Origin of the sequence: Mesorhizobium robiniae (genome assembly GCF_040545535.1) — a bacterium.
In the GTDB taxonomy this organism is placed as follows: domain Bacteria; phylum Pseudomonadota; class Alphaproteobacteria; order Rhizobiales; family Rhizobiaceae; genus Mesorhizobium; species Mesorhizobium robiniae.
In genome coordinates, this window is record NZ_JBEPMC010000007.1 from 357,997 (window position 1) to 380,800 (window position 22,804).

Annotated in this window: 23 protein-coding genes; 8 read left to right on the forward strand and 15 right to left on the reverse strand. The window is 63.3% G+C overall.

Annotated elements, in window-relative coordinates:
* Nucleotides 1-183 precede the first annotated feature (183 nt).
* The gene (locus ABID19_RS21350) at nt 184-453 is read left to right on the forward strand and encodes a hypothetical protein (RefSeq protein WP_354492941.1); all 270 of its coding nucleotides are present in this window, start codon (nt 184-186) and stop codon (nt 451-453) included.
* A gap of 9 nt (nt 454-462) precedes the next feature.
* Here ABID19_RS21350 and ABID19_RS21355 read toward each other — a convergent pair whose 3' ends face one another.
* From ABID19_RS21355 to ABID19_RS21420, 14 genes are all read right to left on the reverse strand, one after another.
* The gene (locus ABID19_RS21355) at nt 463-1,548 is read right to left on the reverse strand and encodes a Gfo/Idh/MocA family protein (RefSeq protein ID WP_354492942.1); all 1,086 of its coding nucleotides are present in this window, start codon (nt 1,546-1,548) and stop codon (nt 463-465) included.
* Nucleotides 1,549-1,629: 81 nt separating this feature from the next.
* Nucleotides 1,630-2,394 (reverse strand): ATP-binding cassette domain-containing protein, encoded by a 765-nt coding sequence (locus ABID19_RS21360; RefSeq protein ID WP_354492943.1) that lies wholly within the window; start codon nt 2,392-2,394, stop codon nt 1,630-1,632.
* Nucleotides 2,391-3,392, reverse strand: a complete 1,002-nt coding sequence (locus tag ABID19_RS21365; protein ID WP_354492944.1) for an ABC transporter permease — start codon at nt 3,390-3,392, stop codon at nt 2,391-2,393. The genes ABID19_RS21360 and ABID19_RS21365 overlap by 4 nt, the downstream gene beginning before the upstream one ends.
* A complete protein-coding gene (locus tag ABID19_RS21370) occupies nt 3,389-4,378 on the reverse strand; it encodes a sugar ABC transporter substrate-binding protein (protein WP_354492945.1) in 990 nt (329 codons plus the stop codon). The genes ABID19_RS21365 and ABID19_RS21370 overlap by 4 nt, the downstream gene beginning before the upstream one ends.
* 328 nt (nt 4,379-4,706) lie before the next feature.
* Nucleotides 4,707-5,798: an ABC transporter ATP-binding protein gene (locus tag ABID19_RS21375; RefSeq protein ID WP_354492946.1), complete on the reverse strand. Its 1,092-nt coding sequence runs from the start codon at nt 5,796-5,798 to the stop codon at nt 4,707-4,709.
* A complete protein-coding gene (locus ABID19_RS21380) occupies nt 5,791-6,816 on the reverse strand; it encodes an ROK family protein (protein ID WP_354492947.1) in 1,026 nt (341 codons plus the stop codon). Before ABID19_RS21380 ends, ABID19_RS21375 begins: the two co-directional genes overlap by 8 nt.
* On the reverse strand, nt 6,816-7,538 hold the full coding sequence (locus ABID19_RS21385; protein ID WP_354492948.1) for a ribulose-phosphate 3-epimerase: 723 nt from the start codon (nt 7,536-7,538) through the stop codon (nt 6,816-6,818). Before ABID19_RS21385 ends, ABID19_RS21380 begins: the two co-directional genes overlap by 1 nt.
* Complete coding sequence (locus tag ABID19_RS21390; protein WP_354492949.1) at nt 7,535-8,368, reverse strand: alpha/beta fold hydrolase; 834 nt, start codon at nt 8,366-8,368, stop codon at nt 7,535-7,537. The genes ABID19_RS21385 and ABID19_RS21390 overlap by 4 nt, the downstream gene beginning before the upstream one ends.
* On the reverse strand, nt 8,368-9,186 hold the full coding sequence (locus tag ABID19_RS21395; protein WP_354492950.1) for a sugar phosphate isomerase/epimerase family protein: 819 nt from the start codon (nt 9,184-9,186) through the stop codon (nt 8,368-8,370). The genes ABID19_RS21390 and ABID19_RS21395 overlap by 1 nt, the downstream gene beginning before the upstream one ends.
* Nucleotides 9,186-10,262, reverse strand: a complete 1,077-nt coding sequence (locus ABID19_RS21400) for a Gfo/Idh/MocA family protein (RefSeq protein WP_354492951.1) — start codon at nt 10,260-10,262, stop codon at nt 9,186-9,188. Before ABID19_RS21400 ends, ABID19_RS21395 begins: the two co-directional genes overlap by 1 nt.
* A 4-nt stretch (nt 10,263-10,266) precedes the next feature.
* A complete protein-coding gene (locus ABID19_RS21405) occupies nt 10,267-11,088 on the reverse strand; it encodes a sugar phosphate isomerase/epimerase family protein (protein WP_354492952.1) in 822 nt (273 codons plus the stop codon).
* A 21-nt stretch (nt 11,089-11,109) separates the two neighbouring features.
* A complete protein-coding gene (locus ABID19_RS21410; RefSeq protein WP_354492953.1) occupies nt 11,110-11,946 on the reverse strand; it encodes a carbohydrate ABC transporter permease in 837 nt (278 codons plus the stop codon).
* Complete coding sequence (locus ABID19_RS21415) at nt 11,943-12,872, reverse strand: carbohydrate ABC transporter permease (RefSeq protein WP_354492954.1); 930 nt, start codon at nt 12,870-12,872, stop codon at nt 11,943-11,945. Before ABID19_RS21415 ends, ABID19_RS21410 begins: the two co-directional genes overlap by 4 nt.
* Before the next feature lie 4 nt (nt 12,873-12,876).
* Complete coding sequence (locus ABID19_RS21420) at nt 12,877-14,223, reverse strand: ABC transporter substrate-binding protein (protein WP_354492955.1); 1,347 nt, start codon at nt 14,221-14,223, stop codon at nt 12,877-12,879.
* Nucleotides 14,224-14,388: 165 nt separating this feature from the next.
* Here ABID19_RS21420 and ABID19_RS21425 point away from each other — a divergent pair, with 165 nt between their 5' ends.
* Both ABID19_RS21425 and ABID19_RS21430 read left to right on the forward strand, forming a co-directional pair.
* Nucleotides 14,389-15,537 (forward strand): Gfo/Idh/MocA family protein, encoded by a 1,149-nt coding sequence (locus ABID19_RS21425; protein ID WP_354492956.1) that lies wholly within the window; start codon nt 14,389-14,391, stop codon nt 15,535-15,537.
* A gap of 16 nt (nt 15,538-15,553) precedes the next feature.
* Nucleotides 15,554-16,531 carry an alpha/beta hydrolase gene (locus tag ABID19_RS21430; RefSeq protein ID WP_354492957.1) on the forward strand — a complete coding sequence of 326 codons (978 nt, stop codon included), beginning with the start codon at nt 15,554-15,556 and terminating at the stop codon, nt 16,529-16,531.
* On the opposite strand, the gene ABID19_RS21435 is transcribed toward ABID19_RS21430, so the two are convergent.
* Nucleotides 16,519-17,535: a LacI family DNA-binding transcriptional regulator gene (locus ABID19_RS21435; protein ID WP_354492958.1), complete on the reverse strand. Its 1,017-nt coding sequence runs from the start codon at nt 17,533-17,535 to the stop codon at nt 16,519-16,521. The two genes, ABID19_RS21430 and ABID19_RS21435, sit on opposite strands and share 13 nt — an antisense overlap.
* A 249-nt stretch (nt 17,536-17,784) precedes the next feature.
* On the opposite strand from ABID19_RS21435, the gene ABID19_RS21440 reads away from it, so the two are divergent.
* The 5 genes from ABID19_RS21440 (at nt 17,785) to ABID19_RS21460 (ending at nt 22,209) form a co-directional block, all read left to right on the forward strand.
* The gene (locus ABID19_RS21440) at nt 17,785-18,732 is read left to right on the forward strand and encodes a sugar kinase (RefSeq protein WP_354492959.1); all 948 of its coding nucleotides are present in this window, start codon (nt 17,785-17,787) and stop codon (nt 18,730-18,732) included.
* Nucleotides 18,729-20,015: a D-tagatose-bisphosphate aldolase, class II, non-catalytic subunit gene (locus ABID19_RS21445; RefSeq protein WP_354492960.1), complete on the forward strand. Its 1,287-nt coding sequence runs from the start codon at nt 18,729-18,731 to the stop codon at nt 20,013-20,015. Before ABID19_RS21440 ends, ABID19_RS21445 begins: the two co-directional genes overlap by 4 nt.
* Nucleotides 20,016-20,065: 50 nt before the next feature.
* Entirely contained in the window at nt 20,066-20,377 is a 312-nt protein-coding gene (locus ABID19_RS21450; protein WP_354492961.1) for a TOBE domain-containing protein, read from the forward strand.
* A 198-nt stretch (nt 20,378-20,575) separates the two neighbouring features.
* Complete coding sequence (locus ABID19_RS21455; RefSeq protein ID WP_354492962.1) at nt 20,576-21,097, forward strand: TetR/AcrR family transcriptional regulator; 522 nt, start codon at nt 20,576-20,578, stop codon at nt 21,095-21,097.
* An 86-nt stretch (nt 21,098-21,183) separates the two neighbouring features.
* Nucleotides 21,184-22,209: an alpha/beta fold hydrolase gene (locus ABID19_RS21460; protein WP_354493017.1), complete on the forward strand. Its 1,026-nt coding sequence runs from the start codon at nt 21,184-21,186 to the stop codon at nt 22,207-22,209.
* The last annotated feature ends 595 nt before the right edge of the window (nt 22,210-22,804 follow it).

The following is a 22,804-nucleotide window of genomic DNA, read 5'->3' on the forward strand; positions in this document are numbered from 1 at the left end:
ACCCGGCTAGGCGCCGGATGCGAGAACGCTCTCCCTAGCGCCGCAGGATAAACCTATTGTGACAGGCGGGGATCGGCAAGGATGGCAGGTTTTTCGCCGCCGCCTCGGACGATCCGGGGAACTTTTGCACGGCTGGCGATTTTGGATGTATGATAACGCTGAACGGCCAGAAGGTGATTGCCGATGACGACAAAACGCTTTGCGATCCGCGCTCTCGTTTTGGGGCTAGTCTGCTGCACGTCCGCCTCGGCCTTCGCTGGAAGTCGCGACCAACGGGCTGATCCTGAACGCTACGTTCCCGCTGAAGGCGACATCATAGACGTCCTGTTCGGCGGCCCGCGCTACTATGATCAGCAGTTGTTCACGATGGCCGCAGGAGCCTGCTCCTACCACCGGGTCGGGCCCGACGCGAACGCGCTGAACAAGATCAACGATCACCACTGCGGAAAGTAGGCAGTAGCCTCAGCGATCGCTAATCTCCTTCATCCGCCCGATGATCTCCGCCATCAGAGCGAGATCACGGCGTGAATCGGCGAGGTCCGTCAGCGGCTTCGTGCCGTCCGTGATATGGCGGTGGAAAATCTCAAGTTCATTCGAGAAAGCGTCGCCATATAGCGGCCCGAACATCCTAGTAACCGGCCCGAGCGGTCCGGCTTCCGTCACTTCGAGCCGCGTCGGCAGGCTGCGGATATAGGGCGTATCGTAGATGATGCGGACCCGTTTGATGTTCGAGCGCACCTCGATCATGGCGTCGAACAGGCCAAGATCGTCGACCACCGCGTCATACTGGCAGGCAAAATGGCCGTAGTCGAAGGTCACTGAGGTGTTGGCGCCGCCATTGGTGCGGTGCGCGGCGAGCACGCGAACCGGCTCGCCGATGAGCCCGCGCATCGCTGAAATATGATGCGAGGAGAGCGCGGTCAGGCCGCGATAGGCGCGCACGAGATCGGCGGGCGCATCGGCACCCACTACTTCACGGATCAGTGCGTCGCGCTCCTTGGCGCCACGCTCCAGCAGCGCCGGGTCAATGTCGGTGGGGTAAAGGATATTCTGACTTTTCTTCAGGAAATGCCGGCCCTCGGAGATCAAGTCGAAGATCCGCACATGCGTGATGTCGGCGGCGTCGGGCAGTTCGCCCTTCGCCGCCAGATAGGCCGGTGCATAGCGGCGCATATAGCCGACGAAGATCGTCTTGGCGTAGTTCGTCGTCAGCGCCAGCAATTCGTCGATCTCGCGCACCGTCAGGCAAGCGGGCTTTTCCAAGAGGATGTGCTTGTCGGCTGCTACGGCGGCGCGGACGAAACAGCTGTGGGTGTCATCGGACGACAGCACGAAGACCGCGTCGATGTCGGGGGAGTTGATCAGCGCCTCGGCCGTTTCGAAGGCCGTGGCGGTTGGATATTCGGATGTGCAGAGCGCCACCAGGGTCGGCGAGACGTCATAGACGCCCGCTATCACCCAGCGGTCGCGCTGGTCGGCCAAGACAGGCAGATGGATCGATTGCGCGACCTCGCCAAGACCCACAAGTCCGACATGGATTATCGCCACTCGCAAACTCCCTTTTTGTAACAATCAGTTCGTGACAGGCCGGCCGGATTTCAGGTCGACTTGACTTGAAATCATCCGACTCTAGGTCGCGCCAGTGACAAGCGCGACGAGTTCGTTGCCGGTCGTTTCCGACGAACGCACGGTCGCCACCATCCGTCCCGCCCGCATCACCCAGATCTGGTCGGACAGGCGTCGCACCTGATCGAAATTGTGGCTGACCAGGATGACGCTCACCGCCTGCTCGCGCAGGCGCCGGATCAGCGCCTCGACATTGGCGGTTTCCTGTACGCCGAGTGCCGCCGTCGGCTCGTCCATCACCACCAGCTTGGCGCCGGAGCCAGCGGCGCGACAGATCGAGATCGCCTGCCGCTGGCCGCCCGACAGGCGTCGCACGCGCTGGTTGACCGAAGGCATGTTGATCGACAGGCGCGACAGCATGGCGCGCGCCTGCTCTCGCATTGCCTTGCGATCGAGCAAGGCGACCGGGCCGATCCGGCGCACGATTTCGCGGTTGAGGAACAGGTTCTGCGCCACCGTCAGTTCGTCGATCAGCGCCAGGTTCTGGTGCACCGTCTCGATGCCGGCCTTGCGTGCCTCGTCGGGATTGGCGAAGGGACGCGGCCGGCCGTCGAAGAAGATTTCGCCGCCATCCGGCACATGGACGCCGACAAGACAGCGGATCAGCGTCGATTTGCCGGCGCCGTTGTCGCCGATGACCGCGGTGACCTCGCCGCGGCGAGCCTGGAAGGCGACGTCGGTGAAGGCGCGGATGCCGCCGAAATGCTTGCTCAATCCCTCGCAGGCGAGGATCGCGTCGGATGGCGGGATATGATGAACGGCGCTCATTTCTGGTACCGCATGATCAGAGCGGCCAGCACCACGATGGCACCCACGGCGAGCGGTTGGTAGAAAGCCGAAACGCTGAGCAGCGTCAGTCCATTGACCAGCGCGGTGAGCATCAGCGCGCCGATCGCCGGCCCAAGAATGCTGGCGCGGCCGCCGAACAGGCTGACGCCGCCGAGAACCACCGCCGCCACCGAATTGAGCAGAAGGCTGGTGTTGATCTGCGGTTCGGCCGAGCCGATGCGCGCCACCAGAAGCAGCGAGGCAATGCCGGCGCAGAAGCCCGAAATCGTATAGGCGGCGATCTTGACCCGGTTGGTGCGGATGCCGAGCGCGCCGGCGCTTTCGACCTGGCCGCCAGTGGCCAGCAGATGCACGCCGAAGCGGGTGTGGTAGAGCGCGATATGCGCGACGATGACGGCTGCGATCGCGACCCAGACGGGATAGCCGAACGGTCCGAAGGAGCCGGAGGCGAGCTTGAGCAGGAAGGTCGAGCCGACCATCGTCGGCTCGCCGCCCGACAGGATGAGGCCGAGGCCGGTGACGCCCGAAAGCGTGCCGAGCGTCACAACGAAGTCGGGAATTTTGCCGGCTGTAATGAGAACGCCGTTGAGGAAGCCCACCGCACTGGTGGCGAGAACAGCCAACACGCAGGCGAGGAAGATGCCGTAGCCGGCGGCGTTGACGAGGCCGAGGATAATTGCCCCCAGCATGACGGCTGCGGCTAGCGAAAGATCGATGCCGGCGGTCGCCACGACGAAGGTCTGGCCGATCGACAGCACGACCAGGATCGCCGCCGCCAGGAGCAGGGCCTGCAAATTGGCGACGCTGAGAAAGACCGGCTGACTGAGGCCGAAGACGATGACGAGGCCGACAAGGCCGACGACCGATGCCCAGTCGGCCCAGAAGGAAGGATCCAGGAGGAGAGCCGACAGGGAGGGGCGGCTCTCCTCCGCCGCGCCCGCGGTATGCACGGGCGCGTTTTGTTCAGGCGTGTTCACTTCAACATCTCGCGGAAAGGATCGGGATAGTCGCCGCCTGGGCGCGGGAAATTCTTCAACGAGGCTTCGGCATTGTCCTTGTTGATCAGCAACACCGGCGCCGGCACGTTGGCGGGCAGTTCCTTGCCCAATGCCGCCGCCTTGCAGGCCTCCACGCCCATGGCGCCGACGACATAGGGATATTGGGCGACGGTGGCGGAGAGTTCGCCTGATGCAACCGATTTCAGCGCATCGACGATGCCGTCAAGGCCGATCACCTTGACGTCCTTGCCCGAGGTCTGGACGGCGCGCTGTACGCCGAGCGCCATGATGTCGTTGGCGGCGAAGAAGCCGGCGAGATCGGGATGCGCGGCTAGGATATCGGTGGCCGCGGTCAGGGCCTTCTCGCGGTCCCAGTCGGCGCTGACCATCACCACGACTTCGAGCTTGCCTTCGACGGCCTGCTTGAAGCCCTTGATGCGGGCGTTCGAGCCGACGTCGCCAACGATGCCGGCCACCAGCGCGACCTTGGAGCCTGCAGGAACTAGCTTCAGCATCTCCTCGCCGGCCAGCGCGCCGGCGGCCACATTGTCGGTGCCGATATAGGTCGAGATGGCAAAGCCTGCCGCCTTGGCCTGCTCGGCGTCGATGGTGCTGTCGATGTTGACGATCGGCTTCTTCTTCTGAGCGACCGGAACCAGCGCCTGGACGAGGTTGGAAACACTGATCGGATTGACCAGGTAGCAATCGAAATCCTGCATGGCCATGGCGGTCAGGCGATCGGCCTGCCCGGTGGCGTCGCCCATATTGGCGGCCGCCTGGACGGTTACGCCAACGCCGTCGGCCTTGGCCTGCTCTTCGATACCCTGGTGCATGTACTGGAAGAAGGGATTGTCGAGGCCCTTGACGATGGCCGCGACCTTCGCCGCGTCTTCGGCATGGGCCGGCGTTGAAATCGCGGTTGCAAACAGACCTGCGCCAAGCGTCAGGCAATTGAACATGCGCATGTTCTTCCTCCTCCTAATTGTTGGTTGTGTTGAATCCGGCTTGTTTCTCGACGACCGGAATGCCTGTGCGGCGCGCGGCAATGGCTGGCCCGGCGGTTGCGTCGGCAGGCAACCGAGCAATGGTCGATCGCCATGCGGCTCACAGATTGAGGGCCCGGTTCGGGCCACTTTTCGTATCAGGCATTTCTCCTCCCAGAGTGCCGATCGATACAGATCAGCATTTCCGCATGTTTTAGAAAAATTTAACACGCGTCAAGAATTAAAATGGTGTGCAGCGGCTTTTGATGTGCTGCGGTGCAGCACATCAACCTCGCTAGAAAGGGGCGGCTCACACGGAATGCAAAGGCGTCAGCGCCGGTCCATCCGTGCGAAACAGGTGGCAAAGCGACGGAGCGACGTCGAGCGCGATCGGGCTGTGCAGCGGTGTCGTATCGCCGCCTTCGGTTTGCACCACCAGCGTGATGTCGGGTGTGACCTCGACATGTAGGATGGTCAGGCTGCCCAGCCGCTCCGCCAACGAGGCTTGTCCTTTGAAGCGGCCATCGGCAGAAATGCGCAGATGCTCCGGCCGCATCCCGAGCAGCAGTTCGTCGCCGGTCTTGACCGTGCCCGCTTCGACCGGCACGGTCAGCGTCTTGCCGCCTGGCAAGGTGACAGTGACGCCTTCGGGTCCGGTCGAAACCACCTTCAGCTTCAAGAGGTTCATCTTCGGCGAACCGATAAAGCCGGCGACGAAGATGTTTGCCGGCTTGTTGTAGAGGTCGAGAGGCGAGCCGACCTGCTCGATCGAGCCGTTGTTCAGCACCACGATCTTGTCGGCCATGGTCATGGCCTCGATCTGGTCGTGGGTGACATAGATCATCGTCGCATTGAGCTGCTCGTGCAGCCGCATCAGCTCCAGCCGCATACTCACCCGCAAGGCGGCGTCGAGATTGGACAGCGGCTCATCGAACAGGAACACTTTGGGGTTGCGCACGATAGCGCGGCCGATGGCGACACGCTGGCGCTGGCCGCCCGAAAGCGCCTTTGGCCGCCGGTCGAGGAGATGCGTAAGCTGCAGCACCTCGGCGGCCTCTCGCACCTTGCGCTCCTTTTCGGCAGCGGAGACGCCGGCGATCTTCAGCGCAAAGCCCATATTCTCGGCCACCGTCATGTGCGGATAGAGCGCGTAGGACTGGAACACCATGGCCAGTCCCCGCTCGGACGGATCGATGTCGTTGGCGCGCGCGCCATCGATCAGCAAGTCGCCGGCAGTGATCTTTTCCAGGCCGGCGATCATGCGCAGCAGCGTGGACTTGCCGCAGCCGGATGGGCCAACGAAGACAACGAATTCGCGGTCCTCGACGTCGAGGTCAAGGCCCTTGATAATCTCGACGGATCCATAGGATTTGCGCGCGCCGCGCAGCTTGAGTTCAGCCATGGCTTGCCTCCCTGGCACGCTTGCTCGCGTCATTGTCTTCGTCTTGCGCGATCGCCAGCGGCGCGCCCGGTTCCCCCTCCCACAGGATAAGGCTTGCCGCGCCGATCAGCCCGGCCCGGTCGCCGAGCTCCGCTGGCACGATCGGCACGTCGCGATAGGCCGGCATCGCCCGCTGCTCGACGGTGGCCCGGATCTCTGGCGCCAGCAGGTCGAAGCCGTTGGCGAGGCCGCCGCCCATGACGATCAGGTCCGGCGAAAAGAGATGAAGCAGGTTGGTGAAGCCGATGCCGAGCCACCTGGCTTCCGCCTCGATCAGTTCGAGCGCACTGACATCGCCGGCGCGCGCGGCCTCGACGACGTGCCTGGCCGAGACCTCGCCATCGCCGGAGAAGCGCCGGAGCAGGGAGCCGTCGCCTGGTGCGGTCAGCCGCGTGGCACGGCGTCCGAGCGCGGTGCCCGACGCGACGGCCTCGAAGCAGCCGACGGCGCCGCAGAAACAGCGGTCGCCTTCGCCGGTGATGGTCATGTGGCCGATCTCGGCCGCCAGACCGCGCCGGCCGTGATAGATATGGCCGTCGACAACCACGCCGCCGCCAATGCCGGTCGATACGGTGACGAACACCAGCGAGCCGCTGCCACGGCCGGCGCCGAGGCGCCATTCGCCGAGAGCCGCCGCATTGGCGTCGTTCTCCAGCCGCACCGGCAGGCCGAATTGGCGGCCGAGAATGTCGATCAACGGCACGTCGTGCCAGCCGGCCAGGGTCGGCGGGCCGATGACGATCCCCGCTTTGGGATCGAGCGGTCCCGGCGCACACATGCCGATGCCGGCGACCTTTGCCTGCGGGTGCTCCGCAAGCAGGGTTCCAGCCAGGGCAATAATCTGGCCGATGACGGCTTCCGACCCTGCACCCGCCATCGTCGGCGCCGAAACACGGGCGGCAACGCGGCCGCCGCGCTCGACCAGCGCGCCACGCAGCTCCGTGCCGCCGAGATCGAAGGCAAGCGCAAGTTTTGTCATCAGGCAGCGACCTTCAACCCGTGCAGCCAGGCCATGCGCTGCGCAAGGTCGGGGTCGCCGAAAGCCAGCGAGCCCAGCACCACGGTCTCGGCGCCGGCGGCGCGCAGGCGCGGCACCGTCTCGTGGCGGATGCCGCCATCGGCGGCCAGGATGATGTCGGCTTCGCGTCCTGCCTTTTTCATGAGCGCGCGTGCCTCGATCAAACGGGGGCAGGCCTGCTCGGAAAGGCTCTGGCCTTTGACGCCAATGGAGGTGCCGAGCAGCGTCACGAACGCCACTTGCGACAGGAATGGCGTGACCGCCGCGACCGGCGTCTCCAGCCTGAGCACCACGCCGGCCTCGGCGCCGAGCTCATGCGCCAGCCGAGCGGCGCGCAGGCCGGCCTCGCCGTTTTCGGCATGGACGCTGATCAGGTCGGCACCGGCTTCGATGAACTGGCGCGTCTGCTCCTCGACGATCTCGGCTTCGACCATCAGATGCACATGGATGGGCTTTGTCGTCAGCCCGGCGATCCGCGCCACCAGGTCTGGGAAGAACAGGAAGCCGGGGGTGAAGCGGGCATCGGCGACATCGATGTGATGCAGGTCGACATGAGGTTCTATGCGCTTCAAGTCGCGCTCCATATTGGCAAGGTCGGCCGACCACAGCGAGAACTCACCGAGCAGCCGGTGGCGCGGCAAGGCGGCGATGGCCGAAGGGCCAGACAGGGATTTGGTGGTCATGACGGAATGAGGCTCCGGAAATTGGCGTGGGCGTGAAGGAAGGCGGTGATCTCGGCCTGCAACTCGGCGAAATGCCTGGCGCTGTCGAGCGCCTTGGCAGGGATTTCGGCAAAGGTCGCGCCGGGAATGGTGGCGGCCAATTTGTGGGCGACCGACAAGGGATGCACTGCATCCACGGCGTTGCCGACGACCAAAGCGGGCATGCCGAGAGTAGCGACGTCGCCTTCAGAAACGCCCGGCCCGTTGGCGGAGATGGCGGCGAGTATCTGCGCGAACGACGCCGAATCCGACCGGTCGAAAAAGCCCATCAGCGAAGCGAGGTTGTCGGGCGCCTCGTGCTTGAGGCGCGCTGCCGTCTGCGATTGTGCGAAGATCGTTCTCGCCTTGTCGGGGCCATGGTCAAGGATCAGGCTGGCGACCTCGGCGTTCGGTTGCATGTTCGCCGGCGCCTTGTCGAAGGCCCAGGCCGGACGCACGAGCAGCAGGCCGGCCACGCGGTCCGGGTGTCGGCAGGCGAGGCGCAAGGCGATCGCGGCGCCCATCGAAATGCCGCCAGCGACGAAACGGTCGAGGCCGGCTTGATCGGCGGCGGCCAGCACATCATCGGCGAACATATCAAGGGAAAACGGGCGGCTACCGCCGAGCCCGGAGGCACCGTGCCCACGGCATTCCAGGGTGAGACGCCGGATGCCGGGGCCGGCGGGGAAAGCCTGGGCGGCCTGCGCCTCGCTGCCGCCCAACCCGTGCTGGAAGACGACCGCTGGCCCGTCGCCGGTGTCGGAAACGCGCAGCGTGGCGTCGTCGCGCAGCAAGGTGGTCGGGCGTACCATCAGACCAACCCCTTCAGGAAATGGGCAACGCCGGGCGCTTCCTCGGCCGAAAGTCCGTGCGTCACCAGCGGCCCGTCAAAGCCTGACGCCTTGAGCCGTGCGACGAAATCCGCAAAATCGACGACGCCACCGCCGGCTGTGGCGAAACGGCCGTCGGCGAAGCGGTCCTTGGCGTGCGCCATGGCGACATGGCCGGCTGTGCGTTCGACAGCGTCGGCAATGACGGCGCGCGCCTCCTCGGGACTCGCGTGTTCGAACAGGTTCGCCGGATCGAGCACGATGCGCAGCCGCTTCGAGCCCATTTCGGCAATGAGGCGCATGGCGTCCCCGGCCGAGGTGACGATGTTGGCCTGCTCGGGTTCGATGCCGAGGTCGACACTGTGACGTTCCGCCAACTCAAGCGCCTTTCCCATCTCGGCCGCCATGTCGGCCCATGCCGAGGGATCGCCATTGTCGGGGTGGTGCGCCCACTGGTCGTCGCGGTTACGCGTTCCCGTGCACAGCGTGACCAGCGGAACGGAAAGATCCGCTGCGGCTTCGATGATGACGGCAAGCCGGCGCAGTCCGTCGTCGCGCACCGCTTTGTCGGGGTGCGCCATGTTGTAGGTGCCGGAGAGCGCCACAAGGGTGACGCCGGTGGCGTCGGATGCGGCCGCGATGGAGCGGATGGCGTCGTCGGGCACCGCATCCGGCATCGATGGCAGGCCGGCGCAGGCAAGATTGAACTGGGTGACGGCAAATCCGGCGTCGCGCACCGCCGCCAGCACGCCGGCCGGTTCACTGCCTGGGAAGGTCTTGGCGAACACCCCGACCTGCATCAGGCCGCTCCCGTCACGCTGGCGATCTCGACGCGCTCGCCGCTCTCGACCGAGCGGGCGATCGCCACCATGGCGCGGATCGAGGCAAGGCCGTCCTCGACGTTGGCGCCGCGCAGCGGCTTGCCGTCGAGGATTGTCTCAGCTAGGCCTTCGAGCTGGCGTCTGAAGAAATGGCCGTCAGCGCCAAGCGGCTTGCGCGACGTTGCGTCCTTCTCGTGGAAAATGTCGACCTCGCTCGCGCGAAAATACCAGGGGTTGAAGGTCTTGGCGATCACCGAGCCGTTCTGGCCATAGAGTTGAAAACCCTCGTGCCAGTCCATGCGCACGGCCACGGTGAGGTCGAGATGGCCAAGCGCACCATTGGCGAATTCTGTTTCGACGAACCAGCAATAGGCGCCGAAGCGCTCATTGAGGCGCGCGCGTACAGCGGTGATCTCGCCGCACAGAAAGCGCGCCGTGTCGACGAGATGCGAGCCATGCGCGAGCATGAAATATTGCCTGAGATCAGCCTTCGGGTTGCCGGCCGGCTTCCTCGCCAGCTTGCTGGTGACGGGCAGCGGCTGGACTGCGTCGGTGTTGGTGTAGCGGTGCGTGGAATCGCAATACCAGGCCTTCAGCGCCAGGATCTCGCCCATCTCGTCGCGGACGAAATCGCGCGCCGCTTCGAGCGCCGGGTCGAAGCGCTTCATGTGGCCGACTTGCAGCACCTTGCCGGAGCGCCTGACCGCATCGGCGAGTTTTTGGCCCTCCTCGACCGAGATCCCTATGGGCTTTTCGCACAGAACATGCTTGCCGGCTTCCAGCGCCTTGATCGACATCGGTACGTGATAGGCGTCCGAGGTGGCGACGATCACTGCCTCCAGTTGCGGATCGGCCAGCATCTCGTCGTAGTCGGCATACATCTTCTCAGGCTCGTAGGTCGCGCCCATGCGTGCGAGAAGATCGGGTGCAGCATCGCAGATCGCGTAGAGATCGGCATTGGCGGCCTTCACGCAGGATTCCAGATGGGCGAACTGCGCGATCGGCCCGCAGCCGAGCACACCGACACGAAGGCGACGGTCCTGCTTACGGATCATCGTCTCAGGCCCCGTATCCGCGCATGGTCTGGCGGTTGGTCTTGACCGCGGCGGCCGGATCGGCGGCGGCGGTTTCGGATTCCTCTTCCAGCACCAGCCAGCCGTTGAAGTTGGGCGCGGCACCGGCGATCTCGATCACCTTTGCCGTATCGCAGACACCCTTGCCGAGCATCGCCCAAGTGCCGCCGGCGTCGACGTCTTTCAGGTGCACATAGCGGATGCGGTCGCGGTAGGTGGTAAGCATGTCGGCCATGTCCTTGTGGCCACGCAAGATGTGGCCGGTGTCGGGCACCCAGCCGACCAGCGACGGATCGAGCAGGCCAAAGATCCGGTCGTAGTCGGCACGGTCGAACAGCAGCGTGTTGTGGTGAGAACTTGGATGCACCGCGACCTGGACGCCTGCCTTGCGGCCGAGTTCGCCGGCCTTGTTGTAGACCTCGGCGGCAATGGCGAACTTGTCGTCGCGCGGGCCGTCGGACACCACCGTGGCCGAGCCCATCGACACCAGCGCGCCCGGGAAGGCGGCGGCGAAATCGATCCAGCGCTGCGCCATTTCGAGGTCGGCGCCGATCTGATCCTTCAGCGTGAAGCCGCTCTTCGAGCCGAAGGCGAAGGCGACCAGCGTCAGCCCGGACGATCTCAGCGCGGCGGCAAATTCCGCCGGCTTGCCGGCATAGCGGCCGATCATCGTGTCGGTGATCTCGATGCCGGCATAGCCACCGTCGGCGATTGCCTTGATGAGGTCGTCCGGACCGCCGGCAAAGCGGTCCCCGAGCATTTCCCAGGTAAAGGTCTGGCAGCCGACTTTCAGGTCTTTCACGATCATCCTTTCATTCCTTGATGCCGCTCATTCTTTGATGCCACCTTGGGTCAGCCCTTCGATGATGTGGCGCTGGAAGAACAGCACCAGCACGATCAAAGGAACGGTGACGACGGCCGAAGCTGCGGCGATGTCGCCCCAGGGCACGTAATATTGGTTGGTGAAATTGGCGATGCCGACGGGGATCGTCTGGCGATCGATGTTGGAGGTGAAGGCGAGCGCGAACAGGAATTCGTTCCAGGCGGTGATGAAGGCGAGCAGGCCTGTCGTCACCAGGCTCGGCAGCGACATCGGCAGGATGATGTGCCAGAGCAGGCCGGGAATGCTGACGCCGTCCATGCGCGCCGCTTCGTCGATCTCGCGCGGCAGCGTCTCGAAATAGCCGAACAGCACCCAGGTGACGAGTGGCAGGCCGAGCGCAAGGTAGGTGATGATCAGCGCCGTGTAGGTATCGAGCAGGCCGAGATTGGTAGCGACCAGATAGAGCGGCCCGACCAGCGCAATCTGCGGAAACATCGACACCGAAAGGATGACCATCAGGATGCCGAAACGGCCTTTGACGTTGAGCCTGGACAGCGCGAAGGCGGCCAGCGATCCCACGAAGAGGCACAGGAACGTCGTCGCCAGCGAGACGACGAGCGAGTTCCAGACGTAGCGGTGCAATTCTTTCTCGACGAAGGCGTTGTAATAGTGCTCGAGCGTGAGAGGGTTGGGGATCAGCGAGGGCGAGCCCGACGTCAGCGCCTTGTCGAGCTGGAACGAGGTCGAGAATTGCCAGATGAACGGGCCGCCGGACCAGACCAGGATCAGCAAGGCGCCGAGATAGATCGCGATCGTCTGCAGCGGTGAGCGCGTGTCGTTCATTGCGCCCTCCTGATCTGCCTGATGAGATAGAGGCAGAACGCCAGTGCGATGATGCCTTCGGTGACGAACATGGCCGTCGAAACGGCCGAGCCATAGCCGAATTGCAGCGTCGAGAAGAGCACCTTGTAGGAGAGTGTCGACAGCGTCTCGGTTGAATCGGCCGGACCGCCGCCGGTCAGCACATAGACGAGGTCGAAGACGCGAAAGGCGTCGAGCGCGCGAAACAGACCGGCGATCAGCAAGGTCGGCATGAGCAGCGGCAGGCGGATGTACCAGAATGTGATCCAGCCTTTCGCGCCATCCATGCGCGCCGCCTCGATCAGCGAATTGGGCACGGTCTGCAGCCCGGTCAAAAGCAGCAGCGCCATGAACGGCGTGGTCTTCCAGACGTCGGCGATGATGATGGTCGTCATCGCCGTGTCGGGGGAGCCGTACCAATTGATCTTCTGATCGATCAGCCCGACATGCAGCAAGATGTAGTTGATGATGCCGTTCTGGCCGTCGAACAGCCAGCCGAACATCTTGGAGGTGACGACGGTAGGCATCGCCCAGGGAACCAGCATGGCCGCGCGGACGAGCCCGCGGCCTTTAAAAGCCTCGCACAGTATGAGCGCCATGCCGAGCCCGATCAGGGTCTCCAGTATCGTGGATGCCGCGGTAAACCACATTGTGTGCCACCAGGCGTTCCAAAACTGCGCGTCGCCCCAGAGCTGCACATAGTTGGCGAAACCGGAGAATTCGTTCTCCTGGGTGATCAGCGAGGTGTTGGTGAGCGAGAGATAGAGCCCGTTGATGATCGGGTAGAAGGAAACCGACGCCAGCGACACGAAGGCCGGCGCCAGCAGGAGCAAGGCCCACACGGCGCCCGGAAGCGCCTTGCCAAGCCGCGGCCGGCCAATGCCAGAAACAGTGGCCGCCGCGGTCATGGGTTCAGCCTACGATCTGGTCGATTTGCGCCGCCAGCGCATCCATCTCGGCCTGGACATTGCCCGACACCAGCGCCTTGGAGATGCCCGACTGCAAGGCCAGCGTCACCTTCGCATATTCGGGTGTGATCGGACGGGCCGTGGCGCCGGTGAACACCTTTTCAAGGCTCGCCATGAATGGCTGTTCGGTCTTGATCTTCTCGTCCTGGAACAGCGCCGGACGGGTCGGCGCGAGGCCGAAGTTTAGGGCGATGCGATGCTGGATTTCGGTCGACGACAGCCAGGTCAGCAACTCGATCGCGGCTTCGCGCTGCTTCGAATTGGCGTTGACGCCGAGCTGGTAGCCGCCGAGACAGGCCGAGCTCTTACCGCCGGGGAAGGACGGCAGCGGCGCGACACCGACCTTGTCCACCACCTGGGAGGCCTTGGCATCCTGGGCGATCGGATAGACATAGGACCAGTTGCGCATGAACATCGCCTTGCCCGAGGTGAACGGCTGGCGCGAAGGCTCTTCGTCCCAGGACAGCACGTCCTGCGGGCTGATCTTGGTCTTGTTGATCGTGTCGTGCAGGAATTGGATCGCTTCGACCGCGGCTTTCTGATTGATCAGCGACGACTTGCCGTCGGGCGCCAGGATCGCGCCGTTGTTGGAGGTGATGATCTCGACCGCGTCGCAGACCAGAACCTCGGCCTGCTTGCCTTGCCAGAGATAGCCGAAATCCACATCGCCGGCCTTCTGCGCGGCGGCCGCGATGGTCGCCATGTCGGCCCAGTTTTCCGGCACCTTGCCGCCATGCTTTTCCAGCACGTCCTTGCGGTAATAGAACATGCCCGAATCCATGAACCAGGGAAGGGCGGTCAGCTTGCCTTCATAGGTACAGGCGTTGAGGGTTCCGGAGAAGTAGGCGCTGCGCTTGTCCGCCGGAAAGTACTCGTCGAGCGGCAGTGCCCAGCCGGCGGCAGCAAAGCCGGCGATCCAGATCACGTCCTGGCTGAAGACGTCGGGCGTACCGGTGCGCCGGGCAAGCTGCTGGACGAGGCCCTGGTAGACCTCCGTCGAGGAACTCGGCGGCGGCAGCTCGATGTTCTTGACCAGAACGCGGTCCTGCGATTCGTTGAAGGCCTTGATCAGGTCGCCGAAGGTCTCTTTGCCGAAGAAGGCGGCGCTGGCAAAGCTGATTTCGGCCCGCGATTGCGCGCGCGCCCGGCGAACGCCCAGTCCAGTACCGAGCCCAAGTGTCGCCGCACCCAGTAGGCCGGCGCTTCCAACGAGGAACTGCCGGCGGTCGGTGATCGTCACATGCGCAACCGGCTTCGAGCCGGAGACCGGCCCTTTTTTGATGTCAGTCATTTTCTCCTCCTTGTGCTGGCAGCCTCCCAGCCAGCATTTCCGCATGTTCCATAAAAATTTTACGCGCGTCAATATTTAAAATCCTGTATAGCGGCTTCCGAATATGATCCGTTGCTGGTGTAAGGGTTCAGCCGGACTATCGCGACGTTGGGAGGTGAAATAGAAATGCCAGGGAAATCAACAGCTAAGCTCGGCATCGGCGTTGTCGGGTGCGGCAATATCTCGATGACTTATTTGCGCAATGCGGCTCTGTTCGGCGAGGTCGAGCTGCGCGCCTGCGCCGACATGTCGCCCGACATGGCGGCTCTGCGCGCCAGCGAATACGGCATCCGGGCTCTCAGCGTCGACGCGCTTCTGGCCGACCCGGAGATCGACCTCGTCCTCAACCTGACCATTCCGGCGGCGCATTTCGACATTTCGTTTTCGGCGCTTTCGGCGGGAAAGCATGTCTTCACCGAAAAACCGCTGGCGACCTCGGCTAGAGACGGCCGCCGCCTTGTCGCCGAGGCGGCGGAGCGCCGGCTGCTGCTCGGCTCAGCGCCGGACACCTTCCTCGGCGCCGCCGGACGGCGGGCACGCCGCCTCATGGATGAAGGCGCGATCGGCGGCGCGGTGACCGGCACCGCCTTCATGATGGGGCGCGGCATGGAGCATTGGCACCCCAATCCGCAATTCTACTATCAGCCGGGCGGCGGCCCGGTCTTCGACATGGGTCCCTACTACCTTACGATGCTGGTCAATTTGCTCGGACCGGTGGCTCGCGTGATGGCGATGGCGACGCGAGGCCAGGAAGAGCGTCTGATCACCGCCGAAGGTCCGTACAAGAATACCAGTTTCAAGGTCGGCACGCCGACCAATGTCCTGTCGCTGTTGGAGTTCCGCTCGGGCGCCACCGTCACTTTCGGCGCCTCGTGGGATGTTTTCAGGCACTCCAACCACCCAATCGAACTGCATGGGACCGAAGGCTCGCTCAGGCTGCCGGATCCGGACACGTTCGGCGGCACCGTCTCACTGTCGGAGCGGGGCGCCGACTGGGCCGACTTTGCCAGCGAGAGCGAGCTTTACGGTGCGCGCAATTGGCCCTTCGCCGCGCCAGACCGCGCCAATTACCGCATGCTCGGCGTCGCCGATCTTGCGCGGGCGCTCGCGACGGGCAAAAAGCTCCGGGCGTCAGGCGATCTTGCCCTCCATGTGCTGGAGATCATGGAGGCGATCCTCGCATCGGGGGAGAGCCGCGAGTCGGTCGCAGTCAACGCAACGGTCGATCAGCCGCCGCTCCTCCAGGAAGACGAAGCGGCCAGCCTGCTTGCCTGATATAGGAGGGCTTACAATGACGACATCGCTCTCGCCCTTACTCGATCCGGAGGCCCGGCATGTGCTCGACCTTGGGCGAGAAGCGGCAGCCCCGCCGTTCGAAAGCGGCACGCCCGAAGAGGCGCGCCGCGCCTATGATCGGAGCTTTCCCGAACTGCAAGGCGAGCGCGAACCGGTCGCTTCGCTGACCGAGCGCGCCATTGCCGGGCCCGGCGGTCCGCTGACGCTCAGGATTTATCGCGGGCAAGGAGCGACCGCGACGGGTGCTCCTGCGCTGCTCTATCTGCATGGCGGCGGCTGGGTGATCGGCAATCTCGACTCCCATGACGAGATTTGCCGCTGGCTTGCCAACATGGCGGCCTGCGTCGTCGTCTCTCTCGGCTACCGGCTGGCGCCGGAGCACAAATTTCCGGCCGCCATCGAAGATTGCCGCGCCGCACTCTCCTTCATGCAAGATGGCGCGGGCGATCTCGGCATCGACGCGAGAAGGATTGCTGTCGCCGGCGACAGCGCCGGCGGCAATCTCGCTACCGTGCTTTGCCTGCTTGCGCGCGGTGATAAGAACCCGCCGACTGTACAATTGCTGTTCTATCCAAACACGGACGCCTTGCAGGCGGCGGACAGCTATCGCCGCTTTGCCGAGGGCTATGGTTTAACTTCGGCGACCATGGCCTGGTTCCGCGACCACTATGTCAGCGATGCCAGGGATATCGACGACTGGCGCGTGTCGCCGCTCAGGGCCGCAAGCCTTGCCGGCATAGCACCGGCATTTGTCGCAATCGCCGGTCATGACATTCTCGCCGACGAAGGCGAGGCCTATGCCAAGCGTCTGCTGGATGACGGTGTGCCGGTCGTCCTGCGGCGCTGGCCCGGCCAGATCCACGGCTTCGTCTCGATGGGCCGCCATGGTCCGTCGGCGCGGCAAGCGGTCGGCGCAGCGGTTGCCGCATGGCGCGGCTTCGATCCAGCCTTTGCTAACACTCAGGCCGACTGACGCATAACCAGGGTCGCGTCGAGACTGACCTTGGCGGCAACTGCCGCGTCGCCCTCGTCCAGCAAGGTCAGCAGCGTCTCGACGCTGCGTCCCGCCATGGAAGCGAAGTCCTGCGCCATTGTGGTGAGGGCGGGGCAGGTATAGCGGCTCAGCGGATGATCGTCATGAGCCGCGACCCGCAGATCGCAATCGCCCTTGCGGCCGACCTTGCGGCCTCGCGAGTAGGCAGCAGCCATCACGCCGAAGGCGAGACGGTCGTTGGCGCACAGGATGGTCTTGCCCGGCAGGCCGCCGTTACCGAGCATCTTTTCCGTCTGCTCGTAGCCGATCCGCTCGAAATCCCACGTATAATCTTCGGTGTTGCCGATGATGACAGGCTCATGGCCGAGCCGCTGCATGGTGGCGATATAGCTGTTCACTCGTTCTGGCGAGTTGTGGTTGACATGCGGAATATCGAAATAGACCGGGGCATCGCCGGAACGGCAGAGATAATCGACGATCGTCGAAACGCTCTGGGCATTGTTGTTGCCGACGAATGGCGTGTCGCCCTCGAGATAGCTGTCGAAATAGACGATCGGTATCGCCTGCGTCAATTTCTCCAACGTGCGATGGTCCGAGCGCAGGCCGAGCGGTGCGATCAGCGCGCCGGAAACTTTTAGCGAAAGAATGGTTCGCGTCGCTTCCACTTCGAGCTCGCGCGACCCGTGCGAAGAGATCACGATCGGCCAGTAGCCTTCGTCGCGCAGCCTGAGTTCGATGCGGCTGACCATCTCGGAATAGAAAGGATCGGCGACCGTCGGCACCATGATGCCGATGCTGCGGGTTCGCTTTCGGTTCAGGTTGCGCGCAAAGAGATTGGGCTGGTAGTCGGACGCGCGCAGCGCAACCTCGATCCGCTGCCGTGTCGCCGGCTTGACGCTGGTCGGATCATCGAAATATTTCGACAGCGTTGGCCTGGAAACGCCGCAAGAGCGGGCGAAATCCTCCATCGTCTTATGCGTCATCGGCAGTGATCCCTCGCGCCGTTCCTCAGCGCTGCCAGGTTCCTACATAAGGTGCGCCAGCGTGCAACCGCAAGTCGAAATTTTACATACAATTTCGACGGTTTCCACGCGTAAATTTATTATTTGACGCGAAAAAGCACAAGCCGTATTCACGTGCCGTGGGCGAATTCGAAATTCGTATCACCCGGAACGTAAGCGCGCGGTTTATCCTAAGCGAGGCCGGGTGAACGCCGGGAGGAATTCCGCAGAATGAAAAAGCTGGTCAGCGCCGGGGAGATACTCGTCGAGATCATGGCCGAGCGGATCGGCCAGAGCTTTCTCGAACCTGGTCCGCTGATTGGGCCCTATCCGTCCGGAGCGCCCGCCATCTTCATCGGTCAGGCGGCAGCGCTCGGCCAACCGGCTGGCCTCATCGGCGCCGTCGGCGACGATGATTTCGGCAGGTTGAATATCGAGCGGCTGCGGGCACTGGGCGCCGACGTGTCGGCGATTGCGGTTCACAGGGGCCATGCGACGGGCACGGCCTTCGTCACCTACCGGGCCGACGCCAGCCGGCATTTCGTCTTCAACATCGCCAACAGTGCCTCCGGTCTGATCGAGATCGATCCGGCGGCAACAAAGCTGCTCGCCGGTGCCGATCACATCCATGTCATGGGCTCGTCGCTGTTTTCCGACCGCGCCATCGCGGTGACCTTGTCGGCGATCGAGATTGTCAAGGCCAAAGGTGGAACCGTATCCTTCGATCCGAATATCCGCCGCGAGATCATGCAGGCTTCCGGCATGCGCACGGCGCTCGACCATGTGTTGACGCGAACCGATATCTTCCTGCCGAGCGGCGAGGAGCTTTTCCTGTTCTCATCCGCCAAGGACGAGAAGGGCGCAGTCGACGAATTACTGAACCGGGGCGTTTCCTGCATCGTTCTGAAGAAAGGCGCCGCCGGCGCCGTCTACCACGACCGGCATGGGGCTGTCGCCTTGCCAGGCTTTGCCGTCGATGAGGTCGATCCGACCGGCGCGGGGGACTGCTTCGGTGCTGCTTTCGTCTCGTTCTGGCTGCGCGGGGCGGCTCCCGCAGACGCGCTGCGGATCGCCAATGCCTGCGGTGCGCTCGCCGTCACCCGCAAGGGGCCGATGGAGGGCATTTTCCCGATTGAAGCGGTCGAGGCCTTCATCGCCACAGGGAACAGCGCGCAATGAGTGCCGCAACGCGAAGGTTTGCGAATATTGCGGCCAGGCGCACTGCCGGCGAGAGAAGCGGCATCGCCTCGGTCTGCTCGGCGCATCCGCTGGTCATCGAAGCCGCGCTGCGCCATGGCGCGGCGCGACATGCGGATGTGCTGATCGAGGCCACCTGCAATCAGGTGAACCACGAGGGCGGCTACACCGGGATGACGCCGCCCGACTTCCGCAGCTTCGTCGAGGCGCATGCGCAGGAAGCGGGTTTCCCGATCGATCGCCTGATCCTTGGCGGCGATCATCTTGGACCCAATCCGTGGAAACACATGGCTGCCGCCGCCGCCATGAAGAACGCCGCGGCGATGATCGATGCCTATGCGAGCGCCGGCTTCACCAAGATGCATCTCGATACGAGCATGGCCTGCGCTGACGATCCAGCCGTGCTCGCCGATGAAACCATCGCCGCCCGCGCGGCTGAACTTGCTGAAATCGCCGAGGCGGCGGTCGAGCGCGCCGGCGGCGAAAAGCCCGTCTATATCATCGGCACCGAAGTGCCGGTGCCGGGCGGCGCTCTGGAAGCGCTCGACCATATGCATGTGACCGAGCCCAGCGACGCCTTGCGCACCGTCGAGATTCACGCTCGAGCGTTTTCCCGTGCCGGCCTCGATGACGCTTTTGCCCGAGCGATCGGCGTCGTCGTCCAGCCCGGCGTCGAGTTCGGCAATACTGAGGTCGTCTCTTACGCGCCGGAAAAGGCGACGGGACTGGTGGCGGTGCTCGACCGCATGCCGCAATTCGTTTTTGAGGCGCATTCGACCGACTACCAGCCGATCGAAGCGCTTGCCACTCTCGTTCGAGACGGTTTTGCCATCCTCAAGGTCGGCCCCTGGCTGACCTTCGCACTTCGCGAAGCGCTGTACGGGCTCAGCCACATCGCCGATGTGCTCGCGCCGGACCTTTCGCGCGAAAGCCTGCCCGCCGCGATGGAACACATCATGCTGGCGTCGCCGGACAATTGGCGGAAATACTATCCAGGCACACCGGACGAGCAGCGCGTGCAGCGGCATTTTTCGTTCAGCGACCGCATCCGCTATTACTGGCCGACGCCGGATGCGCAACGCGCGACACAGACGCTTCTGGATATGTTGGGCGAGAAGGACATTCCCCGGCCTCTGATCAGCCAGTATCTGGGGCAACTCGACGCCGAAATTGCAGAAGGCCGGGTCAAACCCTTCGCGCACGACCTTCTGATCGGCAGCATCACCCGTGTTCTCGACATCTACGCGGACGCGACGGGACAGTAGGAGTCGTATCACGCTAACATGTAGCGTGATGACAGTGCATCAAGGAGGGCGTGTTCCGCAGCGCCGGCGGGCTGATCCTGCCCCTGCCGGAAGGCGGCCGCCCGGCTGACGCTGCAGGACGCGAACTTGTCTACGGCATCCGCCCCGGACATATCCGCGCCACCACCCAGGGCATCCCCGGCACGGTCACGCTTCTGGAAGCCACGGGTTCGGAAATCTTCGCCAAGGTCGACTGCGCCGGCGAGGAAATTTCCTGCCTGTTCCGCGAGCGGCTGCCGCTCAAGCAGGGCGCGCAGGTACGGATCGAGATCGATCGCGCATGCGCCCGTCTGTTCGATGCGAAAACCGGCCGGCGCTTTTGATTGGCGCCGGCGCCCGGATAATCAGCGTTGGCGAACCAACCCGTTCGCCGGCATTCCCGGCCTATTTCCGGCCCCAGCAAAATCTCCGAGGCCGCTTGACGATTATTTTATATCGTCTATTCTAGAATGATAATTTTAGAAAGAGCCTAGATGACCAGACCGCGATCGTTTGACGAAGCCGCCGTCCTCCATGACGCAATGGACGCGTTTCGGCGAAGCGGTTTCGCTGGCGTTTCTATTAAGGATCTGGGCGACGCCACGGGCCTGACGTCCGGCTCGATCTACAATGCCTTTGGCGATAAGGAAGGGCTCTATCGGGCGGCTTTCGGCTATTACATTAATGCTGTCATCCGCCGCCGGATCGAGACTTACGTCGGCGCGGCAAACGATCTGGACGGTTTGGAAAAATTGTTCCTGTCATTGCTGTGCGCTCCGGAATCAGACGAGCATGGCTGTCTGTTGACGAATGCCGCCATCGAGTTCGGCGCGCAGCTGTCGGTCGCCTCTGAAGGTCTCGCCGAAGGCTTCGCCATGTTGGAAGCTGCCATCAGACGAGTCGTCGAGCGCCAGATTGGGGGAGGGCAAGTCGATCTCCTGGTCGTCAGACTTCTGCTTCTCTACCAGGGCATTCTCGTCCTGATTCGCGCCGGCCAGGACGTCTCGGCCTGCCCGGCCGTCATTCGATCAGAGTTCGAGCAACTACGGAAACTTCTGCCATGATCAGCCTTTCCCGCAGAGCGGTGCTTCTCGGCACCGCTGGCAGTCTCATTGCGCCTTTCGTGCCGGCCTTCGGCACAACAAGGATCATGCCGCCCGTCCGATACGTTCGGACCAACGGCATCGATATGGCAGTTTACGAAGCCGGCAAAGGGCCGGCGGTAGTATTGCTGCACGGCTTTCCCGAACTCGCCTTCTCCTGGCGCCACCAGATTGCGCCGCTGGCGGCCGCCGGCTACCGCGTCATCGTTCCCGATCAGCGCGGCTATGGGCTGACCGATCGGCCATCGAAGGTCGAGGAATATGATATGGCGCATCTGACCGGCGACCTTGTCGGCCTGCTCGATACGCTCGGCGTCGAAAAGGCCGTGTTCGTCGGCCATGACTGGGGCGGCCTAGTTGCGTGGCAGATGCCGCTTTTCCACCAGAAGCGTGTTGCTGGCGTCATCGGCGTGAACACACCGTTCATTCCCCACGAGATGCTGTGGCTGCATCCGAGCCTCACCAGAGGACTGACGGCTCCCGACAAGCCGTTCGTGGCCGACGAGACCAAAGACCCGATCGTGCAAATGCGAGAAATCTACAGTCCCGAGATGTATGTGCTGATGTTCGAGGATGGTGATCTCGCCGACCGGCTAATGGCGCACGACGTGGCGCGCGTGTTCAGAGACAATATGCGCAAGGGCGTCATCACCGCCGCGCAATATGCCGAGCTGCCGCCGCAGGTCCGGCACATGGCCTTCATCAAGGCACTTGAGCGGCCGGAACCCAAATCGCTACCCGGCGAATTGATCCTGGCGCCGGACGAGCTTGCTTTCTACGTCGAGAGCTTCGAGCGCACTGGTTTCTCGCCCGGCATCAATTGGTACCGCAACTTGTCACGCAACTGGAAAGCCGGCTTGAACGTCGACCAAACGATAAAAGTTCCGTCCCTGATGATTGCCGCCGAGGACGATGTCGTGCTTGCCCCGGCGCTGATGGATAGAATGGACGTCCACATAGCCGACCTCGAGAAACATGTGATCGCTGGTTGCGGACACTGGTCCCAGCAGGAGAAGCCTGAGGAGGTCACCGCCCTCATGCTCGACTGGCTTAAGCGGCGTTTCCCCGCGTAGCGATCTAGGGAGCCCTGCATTCCAGCGGTCGGCACCCATAAACGTTCGGCGGCGCAATCCGGGGATCAATGCAACCCATCCGGCATAAGAGATATTCGATGGATATGGTGATCCCGACAGGAATCGAACCTGTGACCTACAGATTAGGAATTTGTCAGACGGCCTTTCCTGTTTGTATCCTAATGCCCGCCGTTGTACGATTTCGCTGACTCTAACATATTCAAGTTGTTGCGATTTTCTTACTGCGCCGCTATCATAGCGTAGATAAACCGACAGATTGAGCCAGATCGAACTGGTCGCAACTTCCGTACTAATCCCGTACTAATTGTCATGACAGACCTTCGAATCTGCCTAACCGACCGCGCCATCGCAGGCCTCCAGCCGGCGTCTTCGGGCCAATATTTTGCCCGAGACAGCGATCTGCCGGGCTTCATGGTGTTGGTCGGGAAAAGGCGAAAGACATTCGTTGTCCAGGGAGAGCGAAGGAAGGCGGGCAAGCGTCTTTCCGTACGCATGAAGGTTGCCTAAGTTGGAGAACTCACGACGCGTGCGGCGCGGGCGAAGGCAAAGGACATTCTCGGGAAAATCGCCAACG

Excerpts from the sequence above, each read along its gene's own strand:
- ABID19_RS21415 (WP_354492954.1), bottom strand. The coding sequence starts at position 12,872 with ATGACCGCGGCGGCCACTGTTTCTGGCATTGGCCGGCCGCGGCTTGGC.
- ABID19_RS21380 (WP_354492947.1), bottom strand. The coding sequence starts at position 6,816 with ATGACAAAACTTGCGCTTGCCTTCGATCTCGGCGGCACGGAGCTGCGT.
- ABID19_RS21430 (WP_354492957.1), top strand. The coding sequence starts at position 15,554 with ATGACGACATCGCTCTCGCCCTTACTCGATCCGGAGGCCCGGCATGTG.
- ABID19_RS21460 (WP_354493017.1), top strand. The coding sequence starts at position 21,184 with ATGCCGCCCGTCCGATACGTTCGGACCAACGGCATCGATATGGCAGTT.
- ABID19_RS21435 (WP_354492958.1), bottom strand. The coding sequence starts at position 17,535 with ATGACGCATAAGACGATGGAGGATTTCGCCCGCTCTTGCGGCGTTTCC.
- ABID19_RS21385 (WP_354492948.1), bottom strand. The coding sequence starts at position 7,538 with ATGACCACCAAATCCCTGTCTGGCCCTTCGGCCATCGCCGCCTTGCCG.
- ABID19_RS21405 (WP_354492952.1), bottom strand. The coding sequence starts at position 11,088 with ATGATCGTGAAAGACCTGAAAGTCGGCTGCCAGACCTTTACCTGGGAA.
- ABID19_RS21445 (WP_354492960.1), top strand. The coding sequence starts at position 18,729 with ATGAGTGCCGCAACGCGAAGGTTTGCGAATATTGCGGCCAGGCGCACT.
- ABID19_RS21350 (WP_354492941.1), top strand. The coding sequence starts at position 184 with ATGACGACAAAACGCTTTGCGATCCGCGCTCTCGTTTTGGGGCTAGTC.
- ABID19_RS21390 (WP_354492949.1), bottom strand. The coding sequence starts at position 8,368 with ATGGTACGCCCGACCACCTTGCTGCGCGACGACGCCACGCTGCGCGTT.
- ABID19_RS21440 (WP_354492959.1), top strand. The coding sequence starts at position 17,785 with ATGAAAAAGCTGGTCAGCGCCGGGGAGATACTCGTCGAGATCATGGCC.
- ABID19_RS21370 (WP_354492945.1), bottom strand. The coding sequence starts at position 4,378 with ATGCGCATGTTCAATTGCCTGACGCTTGGCGCAGGTCTGTTTGCAACC.
- ABID19_RS21410 (WP_354492953.1), bottom strand. The coding sequence starts at position 11,946 with ATGAACGACACGCGCTCACCGCTGCAGACGATCGCGATCTATCTCGGC.
- ABID19_RS21400 (WP_354492951.1), bottom strand. The coding sequence starts at position 10,262 with ATGATCCGTAAGCAGGACCGTCGCCTTCGTGTCGGTGTGCTCGGCTGC.
- ABID19_RS21375 (WP_354492946.1), bottom strand. The coding sequence starts at position 5,798 with ATGGCTGAACTCAAGCTGCGCGGCGCGCGCAAATCCTATGGATCCGTC.
- ABID19_RS21360 (WP_354492943.1), bottom strand. The coding sequence starts at position 2,394 with ATGAGCGCCGTTCATCATATCCCGCCATCCGACGCGATCCTCGCCTGC.
- ABID19_RS21455 (WP_354492962.1), top strand. The coding sequence starts at position 20,576 with ATGGACGCGTTTCGGCGAAGCGGTTTCGCTGGCGTTTCTATTAAGGAT.
- ABID19_RS21425 (WP_354492956.1), top strand. The coding sequence starts at position 14,389 with ATGCCAGGGAAATCAACAGCTAAGCTCGGCATCGGCGTTGTCGGGTGC.
- ABID19_RS21395 (WP_354492950.1), bottom strand. The coding sequence starts at position 9,186 with ATGCAGGTCGGGGTGTTCGCCAAGACCTTCCCAGGCAGTGAACCGGCC.
- ABID19_RS21420 (WP_354492955.1), bottom strand. The coding sequence starts at position 14,223 with ATGACTGACATCAAAAAAGGGCCGGTCTCCGGCTCGAAGCCGGTTGCG.